28 protein-coding genes and 1 riboswitch are annotated in these 24,908 nt (G+C 40.3%); of the genes, 25 read left to right on the top strand and 3 right to left on the bottom strand.

What is annotated here, in order from left to right:
* The first annotated feature begins 223 nt into the window (after nt 1-223).
* The 14 genes from LG273_RS13685 (at nt 224) to aldA (ending at nt 12,799) form a co-directional block, all read left to right on the top strand.
* Nucleotides 224-313 (top strand): putative holin-like toxin, encoded by a 90-nt coding sequence (locus LG273_RS13685; RefSeq protein WP_379562180.1) that lies wholly within the window; start codon nt 224-226, stop codon nt 311-313.
* Nucleotides 314-821: 508 nt separating this feature from the next.
* On the top strand, nt 822-1,082 hold the full coding sequence (locus tag LG273_RS13680; protein ID WP_404454413.1) for a hypothetical protein: 261 nt from the start codon (nt 822-824) through the stop codon (nt 1,080-1,082).
* A 309-nt stretch (nt 1,083-1,391) separates the two neighbouring features.
* Nucleotides 1,392-2,594 carry a CynX/NimT family MFS transporter gene (locus LG273_RS13675; RefSeq protein ID WP_404454410.1) on the top strand — a complete coding sequence of 401 codons (1,203 nt, stop codon included), beginning with the start codon at nt 1,392-1,394 and terminating at the stop codon, nt 2,592-2,594.
* A 63-nt stretch (nt 2,595-2,657) separates the two neighbouring features.
* Complete coding sequence (gene pxpB, locus LG273_RS13670; protein WP_404454407.1) at nt 2,658-3,401, top strand: 5-oxoprolinase subunit PxpB; 744 nt, start codon at nt 2,658-2,660, stop codon at nt 3,399-3,401.
* Entirely contained in the window at nt 3,385-4,152 is a 768-nt protein-coding gene (locus LG273_RS13665; protein ID WP_404454404.1) for a LamB/YcsF family protein, read from the top strand. Before pxpB ends, LG273_RS13665 begins: the two co-directional genes overlap by 17 nt.
* A gap of 40 nt (nt 4,153-4,192) precedes the next feature.
* A complete protein-coding gene (locus tag LG273_RS13660; RefSeq protein WP_404454401.1) occupies nt 4,193-5,143 on the top strand; it encodes a biotin-dependent carboxyltransferase family protein in 951 nt (316 codons plus the stop codon).
* 2 nt (nt 5,144-5,145) lie between these two features.
* Nucleotides 5,146-5,742, top strand: coding sequence for a pyroglutamyl-peptidase I (locus tag LG273_RS13655; RefSeq protein WP_404454399.1), 597 nt, complete (start codon nt 5,146-5,148; stop codon nt 5,740-5,742).
* Between the two features lie 239 nt (nt 5,743-5,981).
* On the top strand, nt 5,982-7,175 hold the full coding sequence (locus LG273_RS13650; RefSeq protein WP_404454396.1) for an MDR family MFS transporter: 1,194 nt from the start codon (nt 5,982-5,984) through the stop codon (nt 7,173-7,175).
* Between the two features lie 3 nt (nt 7,176-7,178).
* Nucleotides 7,179-7,919, top strand: coding sequence for a Cof-type HAD-IIB family hydrolase (locus tag LG273_RS13645; protein ID WP_379561964.1), 741 nt, complete (start codon nt 7,179-7,181; stop codon nt 7,917-7,919).
* A 173-nt stretch (nt 7,920-8,092) separates the two neighbouring features.
* Nucleotides 8,093-8,275 (top strand): cold-shock protein, encoded by a 183-nt coding sequence (locus LG273_RS13640; RefSeq protein ID WP_379561963.1) that lies wholly within the window; start codon nt 8,093-8,095, stop codon nt 8,273-8,275.
* 256 nt (nt 8,276-8,531) lie between these two features.
* Entirely contained in the window at nt 8,532-10,052 is a 1,521-nt protein-coding gene (gene adh / locus LG273_RS13635; protein WP_404454392.1) for an aldehyde dehydrogenase, read from the top strand.
* 29 nt (nt 10,053-10,081) lie between these two features.
* Nucleotides 10,082-10,426, top strand: a complete 345-nt coding sequence (locus tag LG273_RS13630; protein ID WP_404454389.1) for a DUF779 domain-containing protein — start codon at nt 10,082-10,084, stop codon at nt 10,424-10,426.
* Between the two features lie 412 nt (nt 10,427-10,838).
* Nucleotides 10,839-11,276 (top strand): IDEAL domain-containing protein, encoded by a 438-nt coding sequence (locus tag LG273_RS13625; protein WP_404454387.1) that lies wholly within the window; start codon nt 10,839-10,841, stop codon nt 11,274-11,276.
* An 80-nt stretch (nt 11,277-11,356) separates the two neighbouring features.
* Nucleotides 11,357-12,799 carry an aldehyde dehydrogenase gene (aldA, locus tag LG273_RS13620; protein ID WP_404454384.1) on the top strand — a complete coding sequence of 481 codons (1,443 nt, stop codon included), beginning with the start codon at nt 11,357-11,359 and terminating at the stop codon, nt 12,797-12,799.
* A 65-nt stretch (nt 12,800-12,864) separates the two neighbouring features.
* On the opposite strand, the gene LG273_RS13615 is transcribed toward aldA, so the two are convergent.
* Together LG273_RS13615 and LG273_RS13610 are read right to left on the bottom strand one after the other, a co-directional pair.
* Complete coding sequence (locus LG273_RS13615; protein WP_404454382.1) at nt 12,865-14,889, bottom strand: penicillin-binding transpeptidase domain-containing protein; 2,025 nt, start codon at nt 14,887-14,889, stop codon at nt 12,865-12,867.
* A gap of 214 nt (nt 14,890-15,103) precedes the next feature.
* Entirely contained in the window at nt 15,104-15,706 is a 603-nt protein-coding gene (locus tag LG273_RS13610) for a class D sortase (RefSeq protein ID WP_404454380.1), read from the bottom strand.
* Between the two features lie 440 nt (nt 15,707-16,146).
* Between LG273_RS13610 and LG273_RS13605 the strand changes: the two genes are divergently transcribed.
* The 10 genes from LG273_RS13605 to nagB all read left to right on the top strand — a co-directional run bounded on the left by LG273_RS13605 (nt 16,147) and on the right by nagB (nt 22,819).
* Nucleotides 16,147-16,761: a TasA family protein gene (locus LG273_RS13605; RefSeq protein ID WP_404454377.1), complete on the top strand. Its 615-nt coding sequence runs from the start codon at nt 16,147-16,149 to the stop codon at nt 16,759-16,761.
* A gap of 136 nt (nt 16,762-16,897) precedes the next feature.
* Nucleotides 16,898-17,761: an amyloid fiber anchoring/assembly protein TapA gene (tapA, locus tag LG273_RS13600; protein WP_404454374.1), complete on the top strand. Its 864-nt coding sequence runs from the start codon at nt 16,898-16,900 to the stop codon at nt 17,759-17,761.
* A gap of 1 nt (nt 17,762) precedes the next feature.
* Nucleotides 17,763-18,353 (top strand): signal peptidase I SipW, encoded by a 591-nt coding sequence (sipW, locus tag LG273_RS13595; protein ID WP_404454371.1) that lies wholly within the window; start codon nt 17,763-17,765, stop codon nt 18,351-18,353.
* A 35-nt stretch (nt 18,354-18,388) separates the two neighbouring features.
* The gene (locus LG273_RS13590; protein ID WP_404454369.1) at nt 18,389-19,045 is read left to right on the top strand and encodes a hypothetical protein; all 657 of its coding nucleotides are present in this window, start codon (nt 18,389-18,391) and stop codon (nt 19,043-19,045) included.
* A gap of 155 nt (nt 19,046-19,200) precedes the next feature.
* Nucleotides 19,201-19,283, top strand: a riboswitch (cyclic di-GMP riboswitch).
* A 23-nt stretch (nt 19,284-19,306) separates the two neighbouring features.
* Nucleotides 19,307-19,441, top strand: coding sequence for an anti-repressor SinI family protein (locus LG273_RS13585; protein WP_379561949.1), 135 nt, complete (start codon nt 19,307-19,309; stop codon nt 19,439-19,441).
* 71 nt (nt 19,442-19,512) lie between these two features.
* On the top strand, nt 19,513-19,842 hold the full coding sequence (locus LG273_RS13580; protein WP_379561948.1) for a helix-turn-helix domain-containing protein: 330 nt from the start codon (nt 19,513-19,515) through the stop codon (nt 19,840-19,842).
* Nucleotides 19,843-20,030: 188 nt separating this feature from the next.
* Nucleotides 20,031-20,522, top strand: a complete 492-nt coding sequence (locus tag LG273_RS13575; RefSeq protein ID WP_404454364.1) for a VanZ family protein — start codon at nt 20,031-20,033, stop codon at nt 20,520-20,522.
* 143 nt (nt 20,523-20,665) lie between these two features.
* Nucleotides 20,666-20,827 carry a hypothetical protein gene (locus tag LG273_RS13570; RefSeq protein ID WP_379561946.1) on the top strand — a complete coding sequence of 54 codons (162 nt, stop codon included), beginning with the start codon at nt 20,666-20,668 and terminating at the stop codon, nt 20,825-20,827.
* Nucleotides 20,828-20,920: 93 nt separating this feature from the next.
* On the top strand, nt 20,921-22,090 hold the full coding sequence (nagA, locus tag LG273_RS13565; protein WP_404454361.1) for an N-acetylglucosamine-6-phosphate deacetylase: 1,170 nt from the start codon (nt 20,921-20,923) through the stop codon (nt 22,088-22,090).
* A gap of 3 nt (nt 22,091-22,093) precedes the next feature.
* Complete coding sequence (nagB, locus tag LG273_RS13560; protein WP_404454359.1) at nt 22,094-22,819, top strand: glucosamine-6-phosphate deaminase; 726 nt, start codon at nt 22,094-22,096, stop codon at nt 22,817-22,819.
* Between the two features lie 17 nt (nt 22,820-22,836).
* On the opposite strand, the gene LG273_RS13555 is transcribed toward nagB, so the two are convergent.
* Nucleotides 22,837-23,475 (bottom strand): YigZ family protein, encoded by a 639-nt coding sequence (locus LG273_RS13555; protein WP_404454356.1) that lies wholly within the window; start codon nt 23,473-23,475, stop codon nt 22,837-22,839.
* Between the two features lie 204 nt (nt 23,476-23,679).
* On the opposite strand from LG273_RS13555, the gene LG273_RS13550 reads away from it, so the two are divergent.
* Nucleotides 23,680-24,819 carry a sensor histidine kinase gene (locus LG273_RS13550; protein ID WP_379561942.1) on the top strand — a complete coding sequence of 380 codons (1,140 nt, stop codon included), beginning with the start codon at nt 23,680-23,682 and terminating at the stop codon, nt 24,817-24,819.
* The last annotated feature ends 89 nt before the right edge of the window (nt 24,820-24,908 follow it).

The following is a 24,908-nucleotide window of genomic DNA, read 5'->3' as shown; positions in this document are numbered from 1 at the left end:
TGCATTACAAACAAAGTAGTTTGTTGCATATACTAACGTATACAAGCAGTGATGCTTGTTAAGGTACTGCATTTTTCAGGAGTTTTCCTAGCAGAAAATACGAACGATTGTTCTGTTTCGGCGTATTTTTCACCTGAAGTGTGGTATACTAGAAGGTAGATAATGTTTTCCGAGAGTGATCGGCAAGCCCTTTCTCTAAAGAAGGGAGGGATGCCATTTGGATATGTATCAAGTGTTTATGGTAATGCTCTCGTTTGGGACGTTTATTATAGCGCTCCTAACTCTGGTCATTCGTATGATCAATAAAAAATAGACCTCTTTATCCCCACAATAGTCGATGATGGGAGAGGCCTATAAACAAGGTAGCCGATCCTCTCTTGGAGAACCGCTTATCAATCAGACCACAGTTGCAGCTGTGGTCTTTTTTGTTCAATTTAGTATATGTCAGTTTACACTACTATTATACCATAATCCTATTGGCATAAAAGGAAAAAATCCATTTAAAGCTTGGATAGATGCCTTTAATAAAAATTTACAAAAAAGTAACACAAGCTTGCTTCTTTTGTTTAATCTCCAAATCAACCTAATATTATACAATAGTTAGCAAAAGATGTGTTATTTCGACAGATGACGAGTGGAGGATAAGAGATTTTCGCCTTTTTTCGACAGGTAGAGATGAACGGCATACGCTTGACGTTTATGGCATAATGGGGATATAGTCATGAGTACATTTTCCTGGTCGGTCTTATTTTGAATGATTATTCTGCACAGGAAAATAAACAGCGGAGAAGGGAAGTATCATAAACGAATAGGGGGATTTGATGAAGGGTGTTCAGCACGTATTGGAGAAGGCGTCATATTGCAGTAATCGACTATTAGCGTATCAGTCAACGGGGTCTCGGCAACAAGCTTATCCTTATGCTCAAGCAACATACCATATGGAAAAATGGGAGTACTTGAAACAAGCTAATGCTTTTAAACCGGTTGCGTCTGAGTTCATTACGACAAGCAAACGTGTCACATGGCTAACAGAACATATACTATGTAATCCTACTGTTCCCATGCACGATACTAAAAAGTAGGGGAAAGTAATCTATACATAATATGAAAGGGGATTCATCCTCTTGGAGAGTCCCCTACACCATCGTTTTTATATGGTGATGTGGGCAATAAAATCCACCCCCTCTTCCCTTATTCACTCCACTTTTTTAATCCACTCAAAACTTTGTTTTCCATACAACTGCCCATCTAGCACCATTCACTTTCAGATCTTTAAGTTTTTTCGTACTCGCTTAGTTGTGCTACTATTAACAACAAGGTAGTATAAAAAATTTGCGTAGAATTGGTTATTAAGTAAGACTCGCATTAGGGAAAGTAAAAGGAGATGCAAAATGGATTACACCACAGAAAATAATCAAAAGTACTATCAGATTCTATTAGTTGTAGGCATTATTGTTGTAGCATTTAATTTACGTCCATCCCTCATGTCAGTTGGCCCACTTATTACGACGATTCGCGATGACTTGGGTTTATCAAATGGGAGTGCCGGTTTATTGACAAGCTTGCCATTAGTGGCTTTTGCTATTATGTCACCAATTATCCCTAGAATAGCGAATCGATTTTCCAATGAAGGTGTTATGCTTGGTGGACTAATCGTTTTACTAGTAGGGATTAGCATGCGTTCGATCTCCATTATCTTTCTTCTGTTTTTTGGAACGTTACTGGTAGGTGTCGGAATTGCGGTTTGTAACGTATTACTTCCAGTCGTTATAAAAGAAAAGTTTCCATTGAAGGTTGCAGTGATGACGAGCATTTACTCCACTTGTATGGGGGTATTTGCAGCAGCCGCTTCTGGACTTAGTATTCCGTTAGCAGAAGGTGCTGGAATTGGTTGGCAATGGGCACTATTCGTATGGGGAGCACCAGCTGTTTTGGGAAGTTTAATATGGTTTTACATAATGAAACGAGACAGGGCCACTAATCCTCGCCCCATCGCATTTGTATCAGGTGAGAACAATGCCATCTGGAAATCTCCTTTAGCTTGGCAGGTTGCGGCCTTTATGGGTTTGCAATCTTTCTTATTTTACGTAACCATTTCCTGGTTACCGGAAATACTCCATCAATACGGGTTAACGATGTCAGCTGCTGGCTGGATGTTATCGATTATGCAGCTTGTCGGGTTGCCAGCAAGCTTTTTAGTCCCCGTTATTGCTGGTAAACTAAAATCACAGCAAGGAATTGTAATTGTTAATGGAGTCCTCTCTATTTTAGGATATACAGGGCTACTAATAGGAGAATCTTATGTCGTGATGGTTATTAGCACGGTTTTGATTGGACTGACTTTAAGTGGAACCTTTGCTTTGGCACTAGCTTTCCTTGGAATGCGAGCGAAAACTGCCAAACAAGCGGCAGCCTTATCAGGGATGGCACAAGCCTTAGGTTATTTGCTTGCAGCTGTAGGTCCATTTCTTATTGGACTTCTATATGATCTGACCCAAAGCTGGAGTGTCCCGCTCTTGTTTTTAAATGGTGTTGCGTTCTGTGTCATCTTATTTGGATTGGGTGCAGGGAGGAACAGATTTGTTTTAGAATAAGCGGTAAAGCTGAGGAATAGCCTGTTCGTTCTCCATCAACAGTGAAAGGGTAGGTGATAGACTATGACAAAAACGATAGCAGCGATTGGAGATGGGGTTATTCGCATTCATTTTCCGGGAGAAGTCAACCACGAAATGAACTTTCGAATCCAGTCTAATTGTGAGCTAATTCATAAGGAACATATAAATGGTGTGTTGGAGCTTGTTCCTGGTTACCATACGATTACTCTTTACTATGACCCATATCAAATTCGGTTTCAGGAGCTTGAATATAAGCTAAAGAATATTTTGGAGAACGATGTATCCCCAAAAAAAGTTCAAAAAAAGGGTCGGCTGCTGCGTATTCCGGTGTGCTATGGTGGGGAGCTTGGACCTGACCTCTCACGGGTGGCAAAACAACACCATTTAACAGAGGAAGAGGTAATAAAGCGCCACCAACAGCCAGAATATCTTGTTTATTTGCTTGGGTTCCTTCCAGGCTTCCCGTACCTTGGTGGACTTGATCAATCTATCGTAACACCAAGACTAGAGGAGCCGCGAGCAAAGACGATAGCTGGATCTGTCGGGATAGCAGACGCGCAAACGGGTATTTATCCACTAACGTCTCCTGGTGGATGGAATATTATTGGAAACTCTCCTATTCCTTTATTTGACGCTGAAAAAAAAGGGGATGCTTTCCTAATCCATCCTGGCGACCGTGTGAAATTTTATGAAATTTCAGAAGCCAACTATAGTGAATTTATGTTACGAAAAGAAGCACCTGATTCTATATGGGAAGAGGTGATCATGCATGGAACGTACGATTGATCTAAATTGTGATATGGGAGAAAGCTTTGGTGCCTATACTTTTGGGGAAGATGAAGCGCTAATGAAATCTATTACTTCCGCAAATATTGCCTGTGGGGGCCATGCTGGCGATCCGAACATCATGGCGTATACGGTAAAGCTTGCAAAGGAAAACGGAGTGTCTACTGGGGCGCACCCAGGTTTTCCAGATCTATCCGGGTTTGGGCGAAGGATGATCGATTTTTCTCCTGAAGAAATTTATCAAATGGTCATCTATCAAATTGGCGCATTACATGCATTCTGCCGAGTACATAATGTGCGGATGAATCATGTGAAGCCCCACGGTGCCATGTACAACTTAGCAGCCAAAAATAGAGATGTAGCGAAAGCAATTGCTAAGGCTGTAGCGGATTTTGATCAAGAGCTAATCTTATTCGGCCTTGCAGGAAGCTATCTCCTAGATGAAGGAGAGCAAGCAGGTTTATCAGTTGCTTCAGAGGTGTTTGCAGACCGTACTTACCAGGATGATGGAAGTCTCACCCCGAGAAATGTGGAAGGAGCTCTCATTGAAACAACGCAGCAGGCGGTAGAGCAAGTGAAACAGATGCTTACAGAGGGAGTGGTAACTTCGATTCAAGGGAAACACATTCCTATTAAAGCAGATACGATTTGTGTTCATGGTGATGGGCCATCAGCCGTTACATTTGTAAAAGAATTAAATGTAGCGCTTCAAGAAGAAGGGATCACCACGGCAAGTATCAAAGCAACTTAGTAATTTGCTTCATCTGTGAACAAAGAAAGGAGGCAGCAATGTGGCACAGCAAGAACTCTTTCATGTGATCAAACCAGGGGTTCAAACAATCTTCCAGGACATGGGGCGTTATGGCTATCAACAGTATGGGGTACCAGTATCAGGAGCCATGGATCACTATTCCTTGCAGGTTGCGAATATTCTTTTAGGAAATGATCGAACAAGCCCATGCTTGGAAGTGACCTTAATAGGCCCTAAACTAGTGGCGAAAACAACCATGACAATCGTGATCACAGGTGCGAATCTTAGTCCTCAGGTTAATGGGAGGCCAATCGCAATGTGGAAAACGGTAAAAATTGAACCCGGAGATGAGCTTGCGTTTGGTAAGCATCAATCTGGTGTCAGGGCGTATTTGGCAGTATCTGGAGGATTTGCTGCCCCAACGTATTTTGGCAGTAGTGCTGTTGACCGAAATAGTGGCTTTGGACAACCTTTGGAAAAAGACGATATCATCAAGGGATATCCGAACAAGGCAATTGCCGGTACTGGTTTGGCAACCTCCTTCATCCCTGATTACTCCAGGAAGGTAAGTGTATCTGTCATCGAAGGTCCTCACACGGATTATTTTACAAACGAAGCTAGAGATACGTTTTTCACTGTTCCATTTAAGGTGGCAGCTAATTCGAATCGAATGGGTTACCGACTGGAGGGAGCAGCAATCAAGCCTGAGAAGGTGAAGGTGTGGTCAGATGGGATCCCTTTTGGGGCTATTCAGATAACAAGCAATGGGGAGCCAATTATTTTAATGGCGGACAGACAAACAACGGGTGGATACCCGCGGATCGGCACAGTCATTTCGACAGACCTTCCAAAGGTTGCCCAGCTTATCCCAGGTGGGGAGCTACACTTCAAACAAATTTCGGTACAAAAGGCAGAAGAAAAAGCTATTAAAGCAGCTCAATTTTTTCGAAACCTAGAACAATTTCAACAAACGAGAGAGAGAAGGAAATGATAATGAAAAATTTACTTTTAACAGGATTTGAACCTTTTTTAGAATTTCCAATTAATCCAACAACTTCTATTGCTCAGGCTTTAGACGGGGAGAAAATTAATGACTATAATATTATAGGAGAAGTCCTTACAGTGGACTTTAAACAATCTGGAAAACAGCTCATCGAGTTAATTGAAAGACATAAGCCAGATGCGGTGATTTCATTAGGGCTGGCTGCAGGCAGAAACTGCATTACACCAGAGAGAATCGCCATTAATTGTAATGATGGCCCTGTAGATAATGAGGGACACAGGCCGGATGGAGAAGCTATTTTTGAAGAGGGCCCAGATGGATACTTTTCTACATTGCCACTTAAAGAAATGGTGGCACGATTAAAGGAAGAGAAGCTACCAGCCAAGATTTCTAATACCGCGGGAGCCTATCTTTGTAATAATGTGATGTATCATGGTCTTCATTATGCTAAACAACATGGACTGGAGACACCTTCAGGGTTTATTCATATTCCAGCTTCGCATGCTCTTGCTGTGGAAAAACCAATGCCAAGCTGGTCTGAGGAAGACCTATTAAAAGCAGTGAAAATTGCGATCGAAACCCTTTAAGGACGTATATAATCCAACCTTAACGGATAGGAAGACCCGGGAAGCAATCAAACATTTCTGGATCAACTGCCAGTAAAGCTCCAATTCGACCAACTAACATTAGGGGGGAGGAAGGGAACTCCTTCATCAATGAACGTTCACTTTATTAAGTTTTCATGTAGTTGGGAATCGCAATTGCCACGGTAGGAAAATTGTATTAAAATAGCGTGGTACATAATAGAGATTGCGAGATGATAAAGATGCCTAAATATATTTGGCTGCTGGTCATAGCCACGGCGATTAATGTTACAGGCGCCTCTTTTTTATGGCCGCTCAATACCATTTATATGCATAATGAGCTCGGTAAAAGCTTAGCTTTTGCTGGGTTCATTTTAATGTTTAACCAGGGGGCTTCGATTGTAGGAAATCTAATTGGCGGCTATCTATTTGATAAATTTAGTGCCTACAAAACCATTTTAGCGGGTACTGGACTGGCGGTTGTTTCGTCCGTGTTACTTGCTTTTACACATGATAGTATTATTTTCTATTCTATCTTTCTCGTGTTAATTGGGTTCGGATCTGGTATCACTTGGCCGGTCATGTTTGCGATGGCTGGATCGATTTGGCCTGAAGGGGGAAGAAGGGCATTTAACGCAATATATGTTGCCCAAAACTTTGGGGTGGCACTTGGAGCGACTTTAGGAGGTTATATTGCCAGCATTTCATTTGATTATATTTTCCTTTCTAACGCGTCAGTCTTCGTAGGGTACTTCATAATTGTGTTGTTTACCTTTCGAAACCTGGACAAAGAGAAAGACAGGCAAATGCATACATCGATTTTACAGCAGCGGGCAAAAATACAAAGCAAGACTGCATTTATTGCATTATTTGTATTATGTAGCGGCTTCCTTATAGCTTGGATTGGCTATAGTCAATGGCAATCAACTATTGCATCACACACCCAGGATATCGGGATCCCGTTAGAGCAGTATAGCTCGTTATGGGCAATAAATGGTTTTCTTATCGTTATTGGGCAACCTTTGATAAAATGGATTGCAGGGAGAATTACTTCCCAGAAGGTACATATTTTTATGGGGAATAGCATTTTTATTGTTTCTTACCTTATTGCCATGTTCTCCGAAACCTTTGCGATGTTTGCTGTAGCTATGGTCATCTTAACTGTTGGTGAGATGCTTGTTTGGCCAGCAGTGCCTACTTTAGCAAACGAACTTGCCCCAAGAGGTAGGGAAGGGTTCTATCAAGGTATTGTCAATAGTATTGCTGCAGCTGGAAGGATGCTCGGGCCTGTACTAGGTGGTTTTATCGTTGATGTATATAATATTGAATTGTTATTTATTATTCTATTAGGCTTACTTATAATTCCTTTTATCACAACAAGTCTATATGACAAGAAGGTATTATTAGAAGATAGACAAGAAAAACTGGAGGGATGACAAATGAAAGAAAAACCAGAAGTTAAACTTATTGCACTAGACATGGATGGAACATTACTAAACAGTGAACATGAAGTAACCCCTTATACACAGGAAGTCATTGCAAAGGCAATGGAGAATGGTATTCATGTCGTGCTGAGCACAGGTCGCTGGTTGAATTCCTGCTATCCTTATGCAGAATTACTGAAGCTTACCTCTTATCTCGTAACAGCAAACGGCGGGGAAATTTGGACCGTAAACAAAGAGCTTGTCGACCAACACTTAATGGATCCAGCTAAAATGGAAAAACTGTGGAACCTTGGTGTTGAAACCGGGGTAAACATGTGGATGATTTCAACAGATGGAGTATATCGTCAAACACCTCCGGAAGATTTCTATGCCCATGATTGGTTGAAATTTGGTTGTGAGTCATTTGATAAGGATAAGCTTGATATAATGGTAAAAGAGCTCTCATATATGGATGATTTAGAATTAACGAATTCGCTTCCAACTAATGTGGAGGCAAATCCTAAAGGGGTTAGCAAAGCAAGCGCACTAAAACTTGTCTGTGAAAAATTAGATCTTAGCATGGACAATATTATGGCAGTGGGCGATAGCCTCAATGATATGAAAATGATTCAAGAGGCAGGAATTGGTGTTGCGATGGGCAATGCTCAGGATGCTATTAAACAAGCAGCTGATTTTGTGACAGATACAAACAATCAAGACGGTGTAGCCAAAGCGATACAACGTTTTGCTCTGTAATCCTCTCCTTTTCGGTATAATTTAGCTTGTACGTGATTATACTATTAAGAATGGTAAATAACGCTAATTAGGAATTAAGATCGGTATTGGTTAGAATCTTAATTAGCGGATAGCCTTTCTTTGTTTAAAAGAAAGGAGTATAATAGAAGGGTAACAGGAAAGGAGATGCCGCCATGTCATTTTCTCGCGGACCTAAGGAACCAGTTCCAGAAGTCGAAACAAATGTGTGGTCTTGTACCAGCGATGATTGTCAAGGTTGGATGAGGGAAAGTTATAGTTTTGAACAGGAGCCGGAATGTCCACTTTGTAAATCTTCCATGGAACAAGAAGTACGTATACTTCCAGAAGTAAAGTAACATGAACGCGTATCTCTCATAGTAAAGTGAATAGAGGCAAATAGTGAGTTTGTCCTTAGAATAGACCCTCCGAGTTGATGTAACTCAGAGGGTCTTTTTTAGTGGAGAGTTTGAGGGTCTACTACCCGAAGAAGAAACACAGGTTAATCAAACATAATATTTGTATGATTCTGAATAAATTGTTATAGTAAGCAGTAGAAGGTCACCTTGTTTTTCATCTAATTTGTAAGCGATTACAATAGAAGGAGTGAAGAGGATGAGGTATGCTAACCCGAATACAGAAGGAGCTTTAGTACAGTTTAAAGAAAGGTACGACAATTACATTGGCGGGGAATATCGTGCACCAGTAAACGGGAAATATTTTGAGAATGTTAGTCCGGTTACAGGCAAAGCATTCTGTGAAATATCCCGTTCTACTAAAGAAGATGTAGAGGCCGCTCTTGACGCTGCTCATGCTGCCAAAAAAGCCTGGGGTGAAACATCTGTTGCAGAGAGGGCAGTTATCTTAAACAAAATTGCCGATCGAATTGAAGAAAATCTAGAAATGTTAGCTGTCGCTGAAACTTGGGATAACGGGAAAGCGGTAAGAGAGACACTTGCTGCTGATATGCCATTAGCGGTAGATCACTTTCGTTACTTTGCAGGCGTAATACGTGCTCAAGAAGGCGGAATTAGCCAGATTGACAATGATACAGTAGCATACCATTTTCATGAACCATTAGGGGTTGTCGGTCAAATTATTCCCTGGAACTTTCCCATCTTAATGGCTACATGGAAATTAGCACCAGCTCTTGCTGCTGGAAATTGCGTTGTATTGAAGCCTGCTGAACAAACACCAGCATCCATACATGTTCTTCTTGAACTTATCGGGGATTTATTACCGCCTGGTGTGTTAAACATCGTAAATGGATTTGGGGTGGAGGCAGGTAAACCATTAGCTTCCAGCAGTCGAATTGCGAAAATAGCCTTTACTGGTGAGACAACTACTGGGAGATTAATTATGCAATATGCATCGGAAAATATCATCCCAGTTACCTTAGAATTAGGTGGAAAATCTCCGAACATATTCTTCGAAGATGTGTTAGATAGGGATGACGGGTTTCTTGATAAAGCAATTGAGGGTCTAGTAATGTTTGCATTAAACCAAGGTGAAGTATGTACTTGTCCTTCAAGAGCGCTCATTCATGAATCAGTCTATGAAGCGTTTATGGAACGGGCGGTTGAACGGGTGAAACAAATTAAAATTGGGCATCCACTTGATACAGAGACCATGATGGGGGCACAAGCATCACAGGAACAGATGGAAAAGATAAAGTCTTACTTAGATATTGGGAAACAAGAAGGGGCAGAGGTGCTTACAGGGGGAAATATAAATAAATTAGAAGGCGAACTGGAAAGCGGTTATTATGTAGAGCCTACCATTTTTAAAGGGAATAACAACATGCGTATTTTCCAAGAAGAGATTTTTGGACCAGTTCTTTCTGTAACAACCTTCAAGGACCATGAAGAGGCGCTTCGTATCGCAAACGATACGTTATATGGACTTGGCGCAGGAGTTTGGACAAGAAATATAAATACAGCTTATCGTTTTGGTAGAGCAATTGAAGCCGGACGTGTGTGGACGAATTGTTATCATCAATACCCTGCCCATGCGGCATTTGGTGGTTATAAGAAATCTGGAATTGGCAGAGAAAATCACCTCATGATGCTAGGCCATTACCAGCAGACGAAGAATCTGTTAATTAACTATAGTGAACAGCCAGCAGGATTATTTTAAAGATATTAGCTAAAGGAAGGATGAGCGATGTGGCAGAAAAGGTTGTTGCTACAGAGGAGGCCTTAGAGCTAATTCGGACATTACAGGATGTACATGGGGATTTAATGTTCCATCAATCAGGTGGATGCTGTGATGGGAGCTCTCCGATGTGTTATCAGAAAGGAGAGTTTCGGGTAGGAGATTCAGATCTTTTGCTCGGTGAGATTGGTGGCATGCCATTCTACATTTCTAAGGATCAATATGAGTATTGGAAGCATACCCAGCTCATTATTGATGCTGTTGATGGCCGGGGAGGAATGTTTTCCCTTGAAGGACCTGAAGGGAAAAGGTTTCTTACTAGATCACGAGTGTTTACTGAGCAGGAAATAGAGTAAGAAGCGTACTGATTAAAAAGTAGCCGGACTTATCCAGTTTTTTAAAAGACCTGGGTATGTTCGGCTATTTTTAAATAAAAATAACTCTGTAATTACTTTATTCGTTCATGACTCATTTTAATCGTTACGAGTCAATAGAAAATTGTTATTTATCCCACCTTAACTGGCAGTAAGCCCCCTTCAAGAAAGCGGGAAGAAATCAAGCATTCTAAGTGGGGGACCAACTGTCAGTAGAGGTTCGATTCGTTCAACTAACATTTGGTGGGGAGGAAGGGAAACCCCGGCCAAATGAAATTTCACTTTATTACAAAAAATATACAAAATAGGCTTTAGTAACTAGGAGAAATGGATTATAATAGAAAAAAACGTTCTTTTTAATGAACAATAGAGTGATAGGGTGTGAAGGGAAGCTATGGTCATCATTAAGTCTTTTTTGCCTGTTCGTATCGGATTAAGTACGGATACCATTTATATTAAGTTGGCCGTTGGTGGACTGGTTGTCATGCTAAATGGAGTAGAGTACCACTATTTGCCGGCGGAAGCTACAGCCATCCATGTGAATCGTGAAACCGGGGAAGTTGAAAATAAGGATGCCATTTTTGTTTTTCAACATGGAAAAAAAGTAAAACGAATTTCCATGTATGAACTTTTATTCAGTAGTGATTTATTAATCCATTTACAGGGTTTTATTGAACCTTACTCTGCTAATAAATATATTCATCATCATGGGTACGAAGAGATTGATATTCTGATAGCCCAGCTCGAAATGGACAATATTAGAAGATCTATCGATAAAGCCCTGGATGAGCGGGATGAGGAGACATTTTATTCTTTGCTTAAAATGTTATAAGTTGTTAAAGGTTACATAGATGTTTTATAGGCTCCTAGTGGTGGAAGAGAAAAGTAGAATACCATGAAGGAGGCATTATTGTGCAAACCCATCCTATGTATATAAATGGGAAATACGTAGAATCAACTGCAACCGAGACGATTGATGTTCTAAACCCTGCAACTGAACAGGTTATTTCTAAAATAGCAAGCGGAACAGAAGAAGATGTAAATAAGGCAGTAAAAGCCGCTTCCGATGCACAGTATGGCTGGGAGCATACACCAGCTATTGAACGTGGAGAAATCGTACGTAAACTAGGTGAAAAAATAGAAGAAAATAAAAGTAAGTTTGTTGATCTCTTACAAGAAGAACAAGGGAAAGACTATGACTTGGCTAACGGCGAAATTGATATGGCGATCGATTACTTTAAATACATGTCAGGCTGGGCCCGCAGAATTGAAGGAGATATTATTCCGAGTGACAGACCAAATGAAAATATCTTCCTATACAAAAAGCCAATTGGCGTAATTGGCGGGATTGTCCCATGGAACTTTCCAATGTTTATTTTAGCAAGGAAGGTTGCGACAGCCCTTGTCACTGGCTGTACGATCGTTCTGAAACCTAGTCAAAAAACCCCTAATACAGCAGTGGAGTTTACAAAGCTAATCGATGAAATGGAAGATATTCCAGCAGGTGTTTACAACCTTGTTACTGGTAAAGGTTCTACACTAGGAAATGCCTTGGCATCCCACCCTGATGTAGCGATGGTATCCATGACAGGTAGTGTCAATGCAGGTACGAAGGTAATGGAAGCAGCTGCCCAAAGCATCACCAAGGTTAATTTGGAACTTGGTGGCAAAGCACCTGCTATCGTTACAAAAAACGCTGATCTGGACTTAGCAGTGGAGCATATCACCACTTCAAGATTGGCGAATAATGGGCAAGCCTGTACGAATGCGGAACGAATTTATGTACAGGAAGATGTAGCAGAAGCGTTCACTCAAAAACTTAAAGAGTCCTTTGAAGCTGTTACAGTAGACAATCCTCGAGAAAATAAACAAGCTGGAATGGGTCCACTTGTTAGTAAAGAAAGATTAGAATCAGTAGAGGAAATGATGCAAACAGCCATTCAAGAAGGCGCAGAAGTAGTGACAGGCGGCGAACGGGCAGATAACGAGAAAGGCTTTTTCCTACAGCCAACAATTTTAAAAAATGTGAAACATGATTCCGAGATAATTAAAGAAGAAATTTTTGGGCCCGTTGTACCAATTGTTACCTATAATGAGTTAGACGATGCAATTCAAATGGGAAATGATACAGAATACGGTCTCTCTTCTTCTGTTTATACCGATAATGTACATGAAGCAATGCATGTCGTAAACCATTTGAAATTCGGTGAAACGTATGTAAATAGAGAGAACTTTGAAGCCGTGCAAGGTTACCATGCAGGTATGCGTAAATCCGGACTTGGCGGAACCGACGGCAAGCACGGTGTAGAAGATTTCCTTGTAACACAGGTAGTTTATATGCAGTATAAGCAATAAATAAGTTAGAAGGATATAAAAAGAGCTGAACGGAGATTAAAAGTCCGTTCAGCTCTTTTAGTGTTTTACTTCAACTCATTAAACACATTCACTACTTTTTCTGTTGTATAAACACTTCCGCCTTTTTCTTTTACGTTTTGTACCATCATTGCGATTAACAAGTCTTGTTCACTTTCTTGTGTAGGATAGCCAACAAACCAGCCGTTTTCCTCTCCTGAACCCTCTGCTGTCAGTTTTAGCTCTGCTGTTCCTGTCTTACCGGAAAGCTCCACTTCTGAATCAGCAGTATACCGGGAAGGCGTTCCTGACTCTGCAACATCACGTAACAAGTCTTTCATCAAATCGGCTTGTTCGCTATTAAGTAGATTTTCTTTCCAAACCTGCCCCGTTTCTTCTGAAGCAAGTAAGGTTGGTTTCAACATATTCCCCTCATTTAAGAAGGTAGTATAAGCAGTTGCAAGATGTAAAGAGCTCATTTCCAGTTCTCCTTGGCCATAGCTTGAATTGGCTAGCAGTACTTCATCTTCCAGCTTTCCATCAGAAGAAATACTTGATGCTGTGAATGGATAAGGATAAGGTAGTTCTTCCCCGAATCCAAATTCTTTTAGCCCTTTTACGTATGCTTCACTTCCCATATTTACTGCCTGCATGGCAAAGTAAATGTTATCAGAACGGACTAGGGCATCTTGTAAATCGACAGGGCCATTGGATTCTGATACGCGGGTAACCGCATATTCTCCCCATCCTTGGCCATTGCTCCATGTTAAGCCGTCGATTTCCAACCCTTCATTTGGATCAATGCTGCCATTTTTCAAACCAATTGCAGATGTGATCGGTTTTAAGGCTGACCCTGGTGCAAAGGTTGCTGAGAAACGATTCAGTAATGGTTGCTGTTCATTCGATTGTAAATTCTCCCACAGGTTTGGATCCGTACCATAAAGAATTTGGTTCGGGTCAAATGACGGGCTGCTTACAAGTGCAATGGTTTCCCCGGTTTTAGGGTTTATAGCAGAAGCAGTTCCGGCATCTTCTTCAAAGGAATTAAAGATGCTTTCTTGGACATTGACGTCAATCGTTACTGTAATATTCTCCCCATTTTGCACAGGAGTTTCTGCAAGTACTACAGGCTCTTGATTTTCTTTTACGACTTCAATTCGTGTTCCTTTTTTTCCGCGAAGTTGTTCTTCATAAAGACTTTCTAGACCTCTTTTCCCAATAACATCATTAGCGGTATACACACCTGGTTCTTGTTCCTCTAACTCTTCAGCGGTAATATCCCCAATATAGCCTACTAATTGACCTGCTGCTTCACCAGCTGGGTATACTCTTCCGGTAACTTCTCTTCCGGCTACTCCGTTAATTTCCCATAATTGAGAAAGAAGTTCTTCCTCTGATGAAGGAACATTCTTAAGTGGAACAAATAGATCAGGCTCTACCCATGATGCATTTAGTGACTCGTTTATGGACTCTACGGAAAGACCAAGAAGATCGGCAAGCTCTTGCTTACTCTGTTCTGGGTTACTGCCAAGTTTTCCTGGAATTACGCCAATTTCATTAATTGTGTCATTAATTGCAAGGGGCATTTGATTTCGATCAAGGATTTCCCCGCGTGTAGGGGTTTCAGTCTGAATACTAATTTCCCCGCCATCTTTCAGTTCTGGAAAAATAAAGCCGGGGTCCCACTGAACATACCAGTTTTTTTCATCTTCTTCTCCTTGTTGAACAAGGGTTGCTTCATAGCTGAAATCTATAGGTCCTGCAATACTCTCCATTTCTACTTCAAATGGGATGGTAGCCGTCCCTTCCTCCATGGCTGTTTCCAACTCCTCTTCGCCTAATTCCGTAAAGGAGATAGATAAGTCAGAAATCCCAAGATCTTCGTATAGTTTAGTATAGCGATCCACGTATTCTTCCGTTGGATAAGCTTCTGCTGACTCGGTTGCTACCATGTCATAGGCTTCGGAAAATTCCTGCTCACTCCAATGGTTTACATACGTATCAAACCGTTCATTTGGTGTTGTTTCGTCATTTGAACAGCCAGCTAACCCTATCATGAAGATAGCAGCTGCGGCTACTGTTAGCTTTTTCATCGGATCCCCCTCCAAAAATGTCTATCTAGTAAACTAGGTCTATTATAACACGTTTAACAACGAATTCAGGAATAAAAAAGACCACAAGGAAGGGAAAATCCAAGTTACCTTTTATTTACTTTAACCTGGCTGTAAGCCCCCATTACAAAAAGGCGGGAAGCAATTAAGTATTCTAAGTGGGCAATTTTCATAGAAAGTCTAAAACCGGAGACTATTACTTTTCTGCTTCTACTGGGAGTGCTGTAATAATATAACGGTCTGGTGCACTGCCAACAAAAGAAAAAGGGTAGCAAGTCGTTAATGTCAACACTTCCTCAGGAGCCGTAGGGGAAATAACAGTACGATCATCAGCATCTACAATTTTTGTATCCACTATTTCATATGTAAAGTTTCCATAAGGAACTTTTACGGTTAGATGGTCACCAAGCTCTAGCTCTCCCATGCTGCGAAACACCGTGTCGCGATGCCCAGATAGAACAATTTGATCGTTCTGACCTGGGTAAGCTGTTCCTCTGTAATGTCCTACACCTTTTTCAAGCTCGTCTTCATCGGTACCTTCTACAATCGGTAACTCTGCATCAAGCCGTGGGATATGGAGGATCCCTGCCGTATTACCCATTTCAGGGGAAAAACTTTCTGCCGTTTCTGCTGGTTGTTCGCTCGCTGTTTCGTCAGATTCTTTGGCTCCTTCATCCAGCATAGCTTGGGCTTCTGCCAAACTATTTTTTTGCGCCTGCGCTGTATGGAACCACTGGTAACCACCTACACCTAGTAAAACAAGACCGGCAACTATTAGTAAAAGGGAGAGCTTTTTCATAGGCAATTCTCCTTGCGTTCGTTATTTACTATTAGTATATATAAAGCCATCATTTTTTTAAAGAGCAGAGAACAGTACAATATTAAATAAAGTTACTTTATTAAGAACAAAAAGTTCGTTATAAAAATAAAAAAGTAAGTTATTTAAAGATATAACGAGAAAAACAAAGCAAAACGTTCTATATATCGAATTATTGACCGAATATGAAGTTTTTCAAACTACGAAATATGACCTATACTGCAAGTAATCGTTCGTTATATAAAACAAAAATGTAGATAAAAAGAACGATAAGTATACATAGGAAGGGGGATGCTCGCTGTATATGAAGAGGATGGAAGCAGTGGCCTTACGCTTATCAAGGTAGTGAACATGTAATTCTTCAGAGATCAGCAGCGGAACGTATCTCACTATATGTAAAAAATTAGAGGAGGAATTTTATTATGAGCATGAAGAAAAAATTAGGTTTAGGTATTGCAACAGCAGCACTTGGTATTTCATTAGTTGGTGGAGGAACATTTGCTTATTTTAGTGATACAGCAGAAACAAATGGAACGTTTGCTGCAGGTACATTAGATCTTAATGCTAACCCGTCTACAATCATTGATGTAGAAAACATTAAGCCTGGGGATTGGATGAACCGTTCGTTCACTCTTGGAAATGGTGGATCACTAGAAATCGCTGAAGTACTGCTTGAGACTTCCTATGAAGTAACAGATGCAGCGGGCGACAACGAGGGTGTAGATTTTGGTGATCATATCCGTGTTAACTTCTTCTGGAATGAAGATAAAGCATTACTAGGACCTTTGTCTCCTGACCAAGTTGTCTTCTTTACAACTCTTTCTGAATTAAAGGAAATGACTCCTGATGCGGTAGCTAATGAAATTTTTGTTCCTTATTTTGAAGAATTTGGTGGGCTAGAGCCAGGCGATGAAGATCAATTACATGTTCAATTCGAATTCGTTGATAATGGCGAAGATCAAAACGTCTTCCAAGGAGATTCTCTTGAGCTTAAATGGGACTTCACTGGATACCAAGGAGAAGGCGAAGAAAAATAAATCAGTTAGAAAGGCGGGAATCCCCGCCTTTCTTCCATACATAATTAAGAAAAGAGATTGCTTCCGTAAGTGCAGCAGGAGACCGCTACATTTACGAAAGCAATCCATCATGTTGAAATGTTGAATGGAGGGAAATATGTTGCGAATGAGCCGGTTGCGGAAATTTAGAAGATACAAGCAATTTGTGACGTTATGGAAGGTTGCAGCGATTTGTTATATTTCTATCTTTACACTCGGATACCTCGCTTCCGGAACAGGAGCCTATTTCGTATCCAAACAAGAAAACGAGCAGACTATTCAAGCAGGAACATGGTGGGATGGCAGTGAGTTGGCTTTTATAGGCAAACCGAAAATAGGGAAAGACTCTTGTCCCGGTGCAGTTTTAACTGTCGAACTGAAAAACAATGGAGAAAAAATGACGGAGCCAACTATCTATGAAGTATTCTTTTCTGAAAAAGGCAACCCAAAAAAGTCAGGAGAAAAAGTAGGTAGTGGAGAAATTTCGCTTCTAGAAAAAGGGGAGAAGGTTACATTAACTCACACCGTAGAGCAGGAAGGTTTTTACATTTTTAAAACCTATCAGCATCCATTATATGGAGAAGAAACAGAGGGCAAACAGGAGATTTGGAGCAAGAAAGTAAAGCTCGACTGTAAGGAAAAGCAAGTAAAAGAAAAACTGGAAAAAGAAAAAGTAGAGGAGAAGAAAGAAACTCCTCCTTCTAATACAAATTCTGAACAGGAAGAAGCTACTAATAAGAAAGAAGACAATCAAAAAGAACAACAACCTGAAAAGGAAAATAAAGAAGAGCCACCAACTGAAGAGAAAAGCGAAACGGAAACAGAAAAGCAGGAAGCTAAAGAGCAAAAAGCAACGGAAGAAGAATCTTCTGAGGAGCAGGAAGAAGACAACGTACAAACCAAGCAAGAGCAACAAAGTAATGGAAAAGAAGAAAGTGCTGAAGATCAACCAAAAGATTTAAAAGAGGAAGAGGGAGAATAAAATGTCATTTAAGCTAGTAAGAAAATGGGTTAGCCGTTTGACCACGTATCTCTTGTTTGCTGTATTAATTGTCATGGCAGTCGTCGTTGTTTCCTCTAAAGCTTCAGGTGGAGAACCTGAAATTGCAGGTTACCAGCTAAAAACGGTACTATCTGGATCCATGGAACCGGGTATCCAAACAGGCTCTTTAATCGCTGTAAAACCTGGTGGAGATATGACAAGGTTCACGGATGGAGATGTCATTACATTTATGGACCAGGAAGAAAAACTGATTACCCACCGCATCACGGAAGTTTTAACGAGTGGAGATCAAGTGATGTATCGCACTAAAGGGGATAACAACAACGCGGAAGACTTAGAACCTGTTTTATCGCAAAATGTTGTAGCAGAATATACGGGTTTCACCATTCCTTACATCGGTTACTTGGTTAATTTTGCACAATCCCAAAATGGCGCATTTTTGCTGCTTATCCCAGGGATCTTGTTGCTTTGCTACTCAGGCCTTACGATTTGGCGAACACTCGGTGAAATTGAAAAACAGAATAAAAAAGAAACCAAGAATCTGGAAGAAGGACAGTCACTTTCTTCTTAATAGATGGCAATGCCAATTAAAGGGGGGTGGATTCCATGCGAAAACGGTTCTTAATTTCAAGTCTCATTATACTACTATGTGCTTTCGTTCCATGGAGTTTTGTTTCAGCTGCTAATGCTAATACGGCTAACGACGAGCAACAGGAGATAGATATTCAACTATCGCCAAATAATTATCTCTTTCAGGTTCCTAATATGAAACCAGGTGATTGGGCGCCAAGGAGTCTTACTATATTAAATAATGGCCGACAGGACTTTACCTATGCGGTAGAACTTCAGAATACGATTGAGGATACAAAGCTATTTGATGCATTAATCATTAAGGTAATGGACGGAAATAAAGAGCTATATAGCGGGAACCTACCCAGCTTTAACCTTCCAGCCAGTAACCTTGCAGCAGGCGAGCAAGAAGCTCTGGACATGACAGTTTATTTTCCAGAGCACTTAGGTAACGAGTTTCAAGGACTAGCGGCGGAATTTGTGCTAACGGTAACAGCAGAAGGGGAAGAAGATCAGCAGGATGTTATAAGTGTAGGCAGCAATGTAGGTAATGGCGATGGAAACGGGGCAATATTACCTGATACAGCAACAAGTATATTTACCCTTCTCCTTATCGGAACAATTTTATTATCAGTTGGTGGTGTTATCCTCTGCATTAAAAAGGTACAGTCACTAAAAAGTCAGCGTATTTAGTTAGTTTCCATATCCTTCGACAAAACCGGTGTTAAGTAAATTCTTGAACCTACAAAACTAGTTGAAATAAGACAAAAGAACCTACGCAAATAGTCGCAGAATTATAGTATCATATCACTAGGCAGTTCTAATTAATAGCAGAACGAGAAAATTCCTCCAGAAAAAGGCATACTCATCGAAAGCTGGGGACGCAAAACCACAGATCTAAGGCATAAGCTATGATGGCTGGGTTATCTGGAAATTAAAATGGGGGATAGGGATATGGAAAAAATAGTGGAGCAGGTTTCTTTAGATCGTGAATGGGTTGAGTTAATTAAAAGGGCAAAGCATCTAGGGATGACACCAGAGGAAATACGTCAATTCCTACAGCAGTCGGAATCTATACATAATGCTTGAATTTAATTGTACTTTATATAGAACTCCTCACCCACTTTATGTTATAATTCGCTTTGAAAGAAGGTGAGGGTTTGATCGGTGAAAAAATCAAACAACTTCGTAAAGAAAAAAAGATGTCAATCTCTGAATTAGCTGAAAGAGCAGGGGTTGCTAAATCATACCTTAGTTCTATTGAGCGAAACCTTCAGACAAATCCATCGATCCAGTTTATTGAAAAAATAAGCACCGTTCTGGGAACGACCGTAAATGATCTTTTAAGGGAAGAGGATATAACCGGTCCAGAGGATTTAGATGACGAATGGTTGAAAATCGTCCAGGAGGCAATGGAGTCTGGTGTTTCAAAGGAACAATTTAAGGAATACCTTGAGTTTAACAGATGGCGAAGTAATAATGGTAGATAACCTAACCGAAGAGCCGTTGCAGCGATGCACGGTTTTTTATTTTGACTTTTGTTCTTGCAGTTTGGTGTAAGGAAGGTTATTTTAATAGATGGAACTTCTTAATTCCTTGCAAGTAGGTAGATAATATTTAAAATGAAGTACACTGCTTTCTAGACAAGTTTTGGCATGTCTGCACGAGGAGAAATAATATGAACAAACACCTATACTGGCTTTTGCCCATATGCTGGATGGGGGTAATTTTTTATTCGTCACATCAGCCTTATGAGAATCAGGATGTGAGACCACTTCTAAGCAATCTTTTTAACGTGGATTTTCTAGAACCCTATTTAAACTGGATATCTTTTTCCTACCACAATAGTGTCGTGAGTGTCGAGCAATTAGGCGTTGCTGGTTTTCTTGAATTTTTTATCCGTAAGGGTGCGCATGTAACGGTTTTTCTCGTACTCTGTTCATTTTTTTATATAGCATTACGAAAATCGGGATTACTCGTGCGTAACAAAGCTATGATACTTTCTTTAATACTTACAGTAATATATGCCATCTCGGATGAAGTTCATCAGGGATTCACCCCAAATAGAACCCCATATGCTGGCGATGTGTTACTAGATAGCTTTGGCGCCCTATTAGCTGTAGTTGGTATAGCATTTTTTAATAGGATAAAACAGAAAAGACGTTACTAAATATCCTATGATCAACGAATTAGATAATAAAGTAATAAATTTTTGTGAAATTTGTTTTTATGCGACAACGTTCGACATCATTCTGCACGATCGTATGCTAATATGCTACAGGTAAGATATTTTCTAAAAGGCGGGAATTAATCATGCTCGAGCAAGAAAAATTTAAAACAATGCTAAAAAAGGTAATTCAGGACACGGAAAACCAAAACATACAGTCCTCTCAGGAAATGATTCAAGCGTTAATAAATGAACTTACACACCAAAGGCTGATGCCTAATGTGCCACAGACTGGAATAAAAAAATAAAGACTAGATAAACCCTCACTGCATTGTAAAATGCAGTTTTTTCTTTCTCCAAAAAAAGTGGTATGATAGACAAGTGCAGAAGGAGGATATGAGATGCAAATTAAACCTATTTACATAAAAAATGTGACCGTTTTTTCGGAAGAAGACATCCTTGAAAATTGCGCTCTCCTTTTAGAGAACGGAAAAATCTCCAAAATTGGAATACAAGAGGAAAGTAACCTACCAGAAAATGTAGAGTTCATTGATGGGAAAGGCAAACTAGTAATTCCTGGATTTATTGATGGACATATACATGGGGCGAATGGCGCAGATGTAATGGATGCAACCAGTACAGCGCTAGATATGATGACAGAGGCTTTGCCATGGGAAGGTACCACAAGCTTTCTCGCAACAACGATTACACAGGCACCTGAAAATATCGACAAAGCTTTAGAAGCAGTTGCAGTATATGAGAATAAGCCAGGACAAGCTGAAGTTATTGGCGTACATTTGGAAGGTCCTTTTATTGAAAAAACAAAAGCGGGTGCACAACCCCATGCATTTATAAAGGAACCTGATAGGCAACAATTTGAACGATGGCAACATTTATCAGGGAATAAGATTAAAACGATCACAATGGCACCTGAACATGATCCGGATGGTACATTTATTAAATATTTAACAGAGCAAGGAATTAATGTTTCTGCTGGACACACTGCAGCAGGTTTTTCAGAAATTAAACAAGCTGTAGAGCATGGAGTTAGGCAAATTACCCACTTATGTAATGCCATGAACGGTATCCATCACCGAGATATCGGAACAGTTGGCGCAGCCTTTATGCTACAAGAATTGCGTGCAGAGTTAATCGCAGATGGGATACATGTTAGCCAGAAAATGTTGGAATTAATTTACCAAAACATGGGGAGTAAACGACTCATGCTTATTACGGATGCTATGCGAGCGAAATGCTTACAAAAGGGGCAGTATGAGCTCGGCGGTCAACCAGTAGAAGTAACCGAAGGCCGTGCCGTGTTAGAGGATGGTACATTGGCTGGTAGTATTCTTAAGATGCGTGATGGGGCGAAGCAAATGCTTGAGATAGAAGGCGTCACCATAAAGGAAGTAATTGAAATGACTTCTGTCAATCCTGCAAAGCAGTTAAATCTCTATCATCGAAAAGGGAGTATAGCTGTAGGAAAGGATGCAGACTTATTATTAGTTGACCGTGACTTACATATCACGTGTACGATTTGTCGCGGGGAAGTAGCGTTTAGGGAGGAATAAAGGATGCAATTAAGAGCAGTTAAAAACTATGAGGAAATGAGTATCTTAGCAAGTTCCATGCTGGTAGAAAAGGTCAATAAACTTGAGCGACCAGTACTTGGCCTTGCAACGGGTTCCACACCAGAAGGTTTATATAAACAATTAATTAAACAGTATGAAGAGAAGAAAGTCAGCTTTCAACATGTCAAAACGTTTAATTTAGATGAATATGTAGGTTTAAACAAGCAGGATGAACAAAGCTATCATTATTATATGAAAGACAAGCTATTTCGCCATGTTGATATACCAGAGCAACATGTTCATCTACCAAACGGCGCTGCAGCGAATTTAGATGAGGAATGCAAGGCATATGAATCAAGAATTAAAGAGAATGGTGGAATTGATGTCCAAATACTAGGGATTGGGTTGAACGGCCATATCGGGTTTAATGAACCTGGAACCAGCTTTTCCAGTAGAACGCATCTCGTCGATCTTGCACCATCAACAAGACAAGCAAATGCTCGCTTTTTTACTAGCTTAGAACAGGTCCCAGAACAGGCCATTACAATGGGAATTGATACGATTATGCAAAGCAAGGAAATTCTTCTGCTTGTTTCAGGCGAAAAAAAGGCAAAAGCAGTTGCCAGAATGGTGGAGGGAGACATAACAGAAGAATTCCCTGCATCTATATTGCAGAAGCACCCAAATGTTAGGGTAATTGGAGATGAAGCTGCACTTTCTTTATTATAAAGTTGGTGAGCGGCTTTCTATGAAGGAACATCCTTTTCCATATATTTTTTCTCAGATTTGGTAATTTTAGCTTGGTCACTTGTCAAATCGATCATCCAATCCTGGAAGCTATCTTCTTCTCCAGTTTTGACAAAAACGATAAATTCGACCTTGTCCATGTAGTTGATTGTTTCCAGGATGTAATTAGATTGCCGCAGGACATTTTCCAACTTGCCCAGCAACGTGTAATCGACGGTTACCGACATACCTTGCATTAATTGTCTCTCCACAATGCCACTGCCTCGTAGAGCTTCGGTGGTGGCATTGCCATAAGCGCGGATTAATCCACCAGCTCCTAATTTTATGCCGCCAAAGTATCTCGTTACAACGACAACGGTATCTTTTAGGTTTTTCTTTTTTAACACTTCCAGAATCGGTACACCAGCTGTTCCACTAGGCTCTCCATCATCGTTTGCTTTTTGGATATGATCATGTTCACCGATCATATAGGCGGAGCAATTATGTGTAGCCGCAGCGTGTTTCTTTTTTATTTCCTGGATAAATTGTTGGGCTGCTTCTTCTGTTTCAACTCTTGCTACATGTCCAATAAATCGTGACTTTTGGATGACGATTTCTTCAATTCCTGTTTGTTTTACTGTAAAATAAGTTGCTAACATATGGCATGTAGCCTCCTAACATACGTGATATAATAATAGAGTTAACGGTACGAATGAAAATGGACGCTTTATACGTTTCGTCCAGTGCACCCTAACGTACATAGGTACGAAGTCGGGTCTAAGAAAATGTTAGATGTATGAAAAAAGACCCTATAAAAAAAGTGAATATATACGTATAATTATAACATAGGTTGGTGGGAGACGATGGCACAAAAGATTAGCGAAACAGCACTCGATTATATTATTAATGAAATGATTGAGGTAGTCGAAAACAGCAAGGACGAGATTTTTAATATTAGTGAAGAAGCACGTAAGGAGCATGAACATCTTGTCCGGGAATTAAAAGACACAAAGCACAAAGTCGCCCAGCATATCGAGGATGGAGACCAGTTAGAACAGAAAGTACGGTTCTCCAGACAAAGACTTGCAGAGGTAAGCAGGTATTTCGATAGATATTCAGAAAATGAAATTCGCGAAGTCTATGAAAATACCCATGCCATGCAAACAAAACTAGCAATGCTTCGCCAGGAAGAGAGCGCTCTAAGAGAGAAACGTGATGACCTGGAAAGGCGCTTAATATCTTTAAGTCAAACCATTGATAGAGCAGAAGGATTAGCTGGGAAAATCTCAGTCGTTCTTAACTATTTACATGATGACTTTCGTCAAGTAAACGAAATGATTGAGGAAGCGAAAGAAAAGCAAGAGTTTGGACTTAAAATCATCGAAGCCCAAGAGGATGAACGAAGGAAGATATCCAGAGAGATTCACGACGGCCCAGCCCAAATGCTTGCTAATATTTTACTCCGTTCTGAGCTGGTAGATCGTATCTTTCGCCAAAATAATGTAGACCAAGCATTGGATGAAATTAAGGATATTCGCAAAATGATAAGATCCTCCCTCTATGAGGTTCGGCGAATTATTTATGATTTACGACCAATGGCGCTGGATGACCTAGGTCTTATTCCTACCATTAGAAAGTATGTGGCGACAATCGCTGATTACAATAACTTAAAAATAGAATTTGCTTCCATTGGCGAAGAAAAGCGATTGAACACAAAGTATGAGGTTGCCTTCTTTCGTCTCGTGCAAGAAGCTGTTCAAAATGCTGTAAAACATTCAGAAGCGACAGCCATCCAGGTTAAACTGGAAATATGCAAGCAAAATTTAACAATGCTAATTAAAGACAATGGAAAAGGCTTTGATACAACCATGAAACGAGACAAGTCTTTTGGTCTAATTGGAATGAGAGAGAGAGTAGAGATGCTAGAAGGAAATCTAGAGATAAATTCCAGCATTGGCAAGGGGACATCCATTCTCATAAAAGTTCCTTATATGCCTAGCTAAGGTTATACTAATGGTAGAGCCTATGAATTTCTAAAAAATATTACACATATAACCAATTTATCTATCATCATATCGTAGTAGGGAAAAAA

The organism is Oceanobacillus kapialis, assembly GCF_044790185.1.
Taxonomy (GTDB): Bacteria; Bacillota; Bacilli; order Bacillales; family Amphibacillaceae; genus Oceanobacillus_B; species Oceanobacillus_B kapialis.
Note: the sequence above shows the minus strand (reverse complement) of the source record. Positions and strands in the feature narration are given on the sequence as shown.

Excerpts from the sequence above, each read along its gene's own strand:
- LG273_RS13685 (WP_379562180.1), top strand. The coding sequence starts at position 224 with ATGTATCAAGTGTTTATGGTAATGCTCTCGTTTGGGACGTTTATTATA.
- LG273_RS13680 (WP_404454413.1), top strand. The coding sequence starts at position 822 with ATGAAGGGTGTTCAGCACGTATTGGAGAAGGCGTCATATTGCAGTAAT.
- LG273_RS13675 (WP_404454410.1), top strand. The coding sequence starts at position 1,392 with ATGGATTACACCACAGAAAATAATCAAAAGTACTATCAGATTCTATTA.
- pxpB (WP_404454407.1), top strand. The coding sequence starts at position 2,658 with ATGACAAAAACGATAGCAGCGATTGGAGATGGGGTTATTCGCATTCAT.
- LG273_RS13665 (WP_404454404.1), top strand. The coding sequence starts at position 3,385 with ATGGAACGTACGATTGATCTAAATTGTGATATGGGAGAAAGCTTTGGT.
- LG273_RS13655 (WP_404454399.1), top strand. The coding sequence starts at position 5,146 with ATGAAAAATTTACTTTTAACAGGATTTGAACCTTTTTTAGAATTTCCA.
- LG273_RS13650 (WP_404454396.1), top strand. The coding sequence starts at position 5,982 with ATGCCTAAATATATTTGGCTGCTGGTCATAGCCACGGCGATTAATGTT.
- LG273_RS13645 (WP_379561964.1), top strand. The coding sequence starts at position 7,179 with ATGAAAGAAAAACCAGAAGTTAAACTTATTGCACTAGACATGGATGGA.
- LG273_RS13640 (WP_379561963.1), top strand. The coding sequence starts at position 8,093 with ATGTCATTTTCTCGCGGACCTAAGGAACCAGTTCCAGAAGTCGAAACA.
- adh (WP_404454392.1), top strand. The coding sequence starts at position 8,532 with ATGAGGTATGCTAACCCGAATACAGAAGGAGCTTTAGTACAGTTTAAA.
- LG273_RS13625 (WP_404454387.1), top strand. The coding sequence starts at position 10,839 with ATGGTCATCATTAAGTCTTTTTTGCCTGTTCGTATCGGATTAAGTACG.
- LG273_RS13615 (WP_404454382.1), bottom strand. The coding sequence starts at position 14,889 with ATGAAAAAGCTAACAGTAGCCGCAGCTGCTATCTTCATGATAGGGTTA.
- LG273_RS13610 (WP_404454380.1), bottom strand. The coding sequence starts at position 15,706 with ATGAAAAAGCTCTCCCTTTTACTAATAGTTGCCGGTCTTGTTTTACTA.
- LG273_RS13605 (WP_404454377.1), top strand. The coding sequence starts at position 16,147 with ATGAGCATGAAGAAAAAATTAGGTTTAGGTATTGCAACAGCAGCACTT.
- tapA (WP_404454374.1), top strand. The coding sequence starts at position 16,898 with ATGTTGCGAATGAGCCGGTTGCGGAAATTTAGAAGATACAAGCAATTT.
- sipW (WP_404454371.1), top strand. The coding sequence starts at position 17,763 with ATGTCATTTAAGCTAGTAAGAAAATGGGTTAGCCGTTTGACCACGTAT.
- LG273_RS13590 (WP_404454369.1), top strand. The coding sequence starts at position 18,389 with ATGCGAAAACGGTTCTTAATTTCAAGTCTCATTATACTACTATGTGCT.
- LG273_RS13585 (WP_379561949.1), top strand. The coding sequence starts at position 19,307 with ATGGAAAAAATAGTGGAGCAGGTTTCTTTAGATCGTGAATGGGTTGAG.
- LG273_RS13575 (WP_404454364.1), top strand. The coding sequence starts at position 20,031 with ATGAACAAACACCTATACTGGCTTTTGCCCATATGCTGGATGGGGGTA.
- LG273_RS13570 (WP_379561946.1), top strand. The coding sequence starts at position 20,666 with ATGCTCGAGCAAGAAAAATTTAAAACAATGCTAAAAAAGGTAATTCAG.
- nagA (WP_404454361.1), top strand. The coding sequence starts at position 20,921 with ATGCAAATTAAACCTATTTACATAAAAAATGTGACCGTTTTTTCGGAA.
- nagB (WP_404454359.1), top strand. The coding sequence starts at position 22,094 with ATGCAATTAAGAGCAGTTAAAAACTATGAGGAAATGAGTATCTTAGCA.
- LG273_RS13555 (WP_404454356.1), bottom strand. The coding sequence starts at position 23,475 with ATGTTAGCAACTTATTTTACAGTAAAACAAACAGGAATTGAAGAAATC.
- LG273_RS13550 (WP_379561942.1), top strand. The coding sequence starts at position 23,680 with ATGGCACAAAAGATTAGCGAAACAGCACTCGATTATATTATTAATGAA.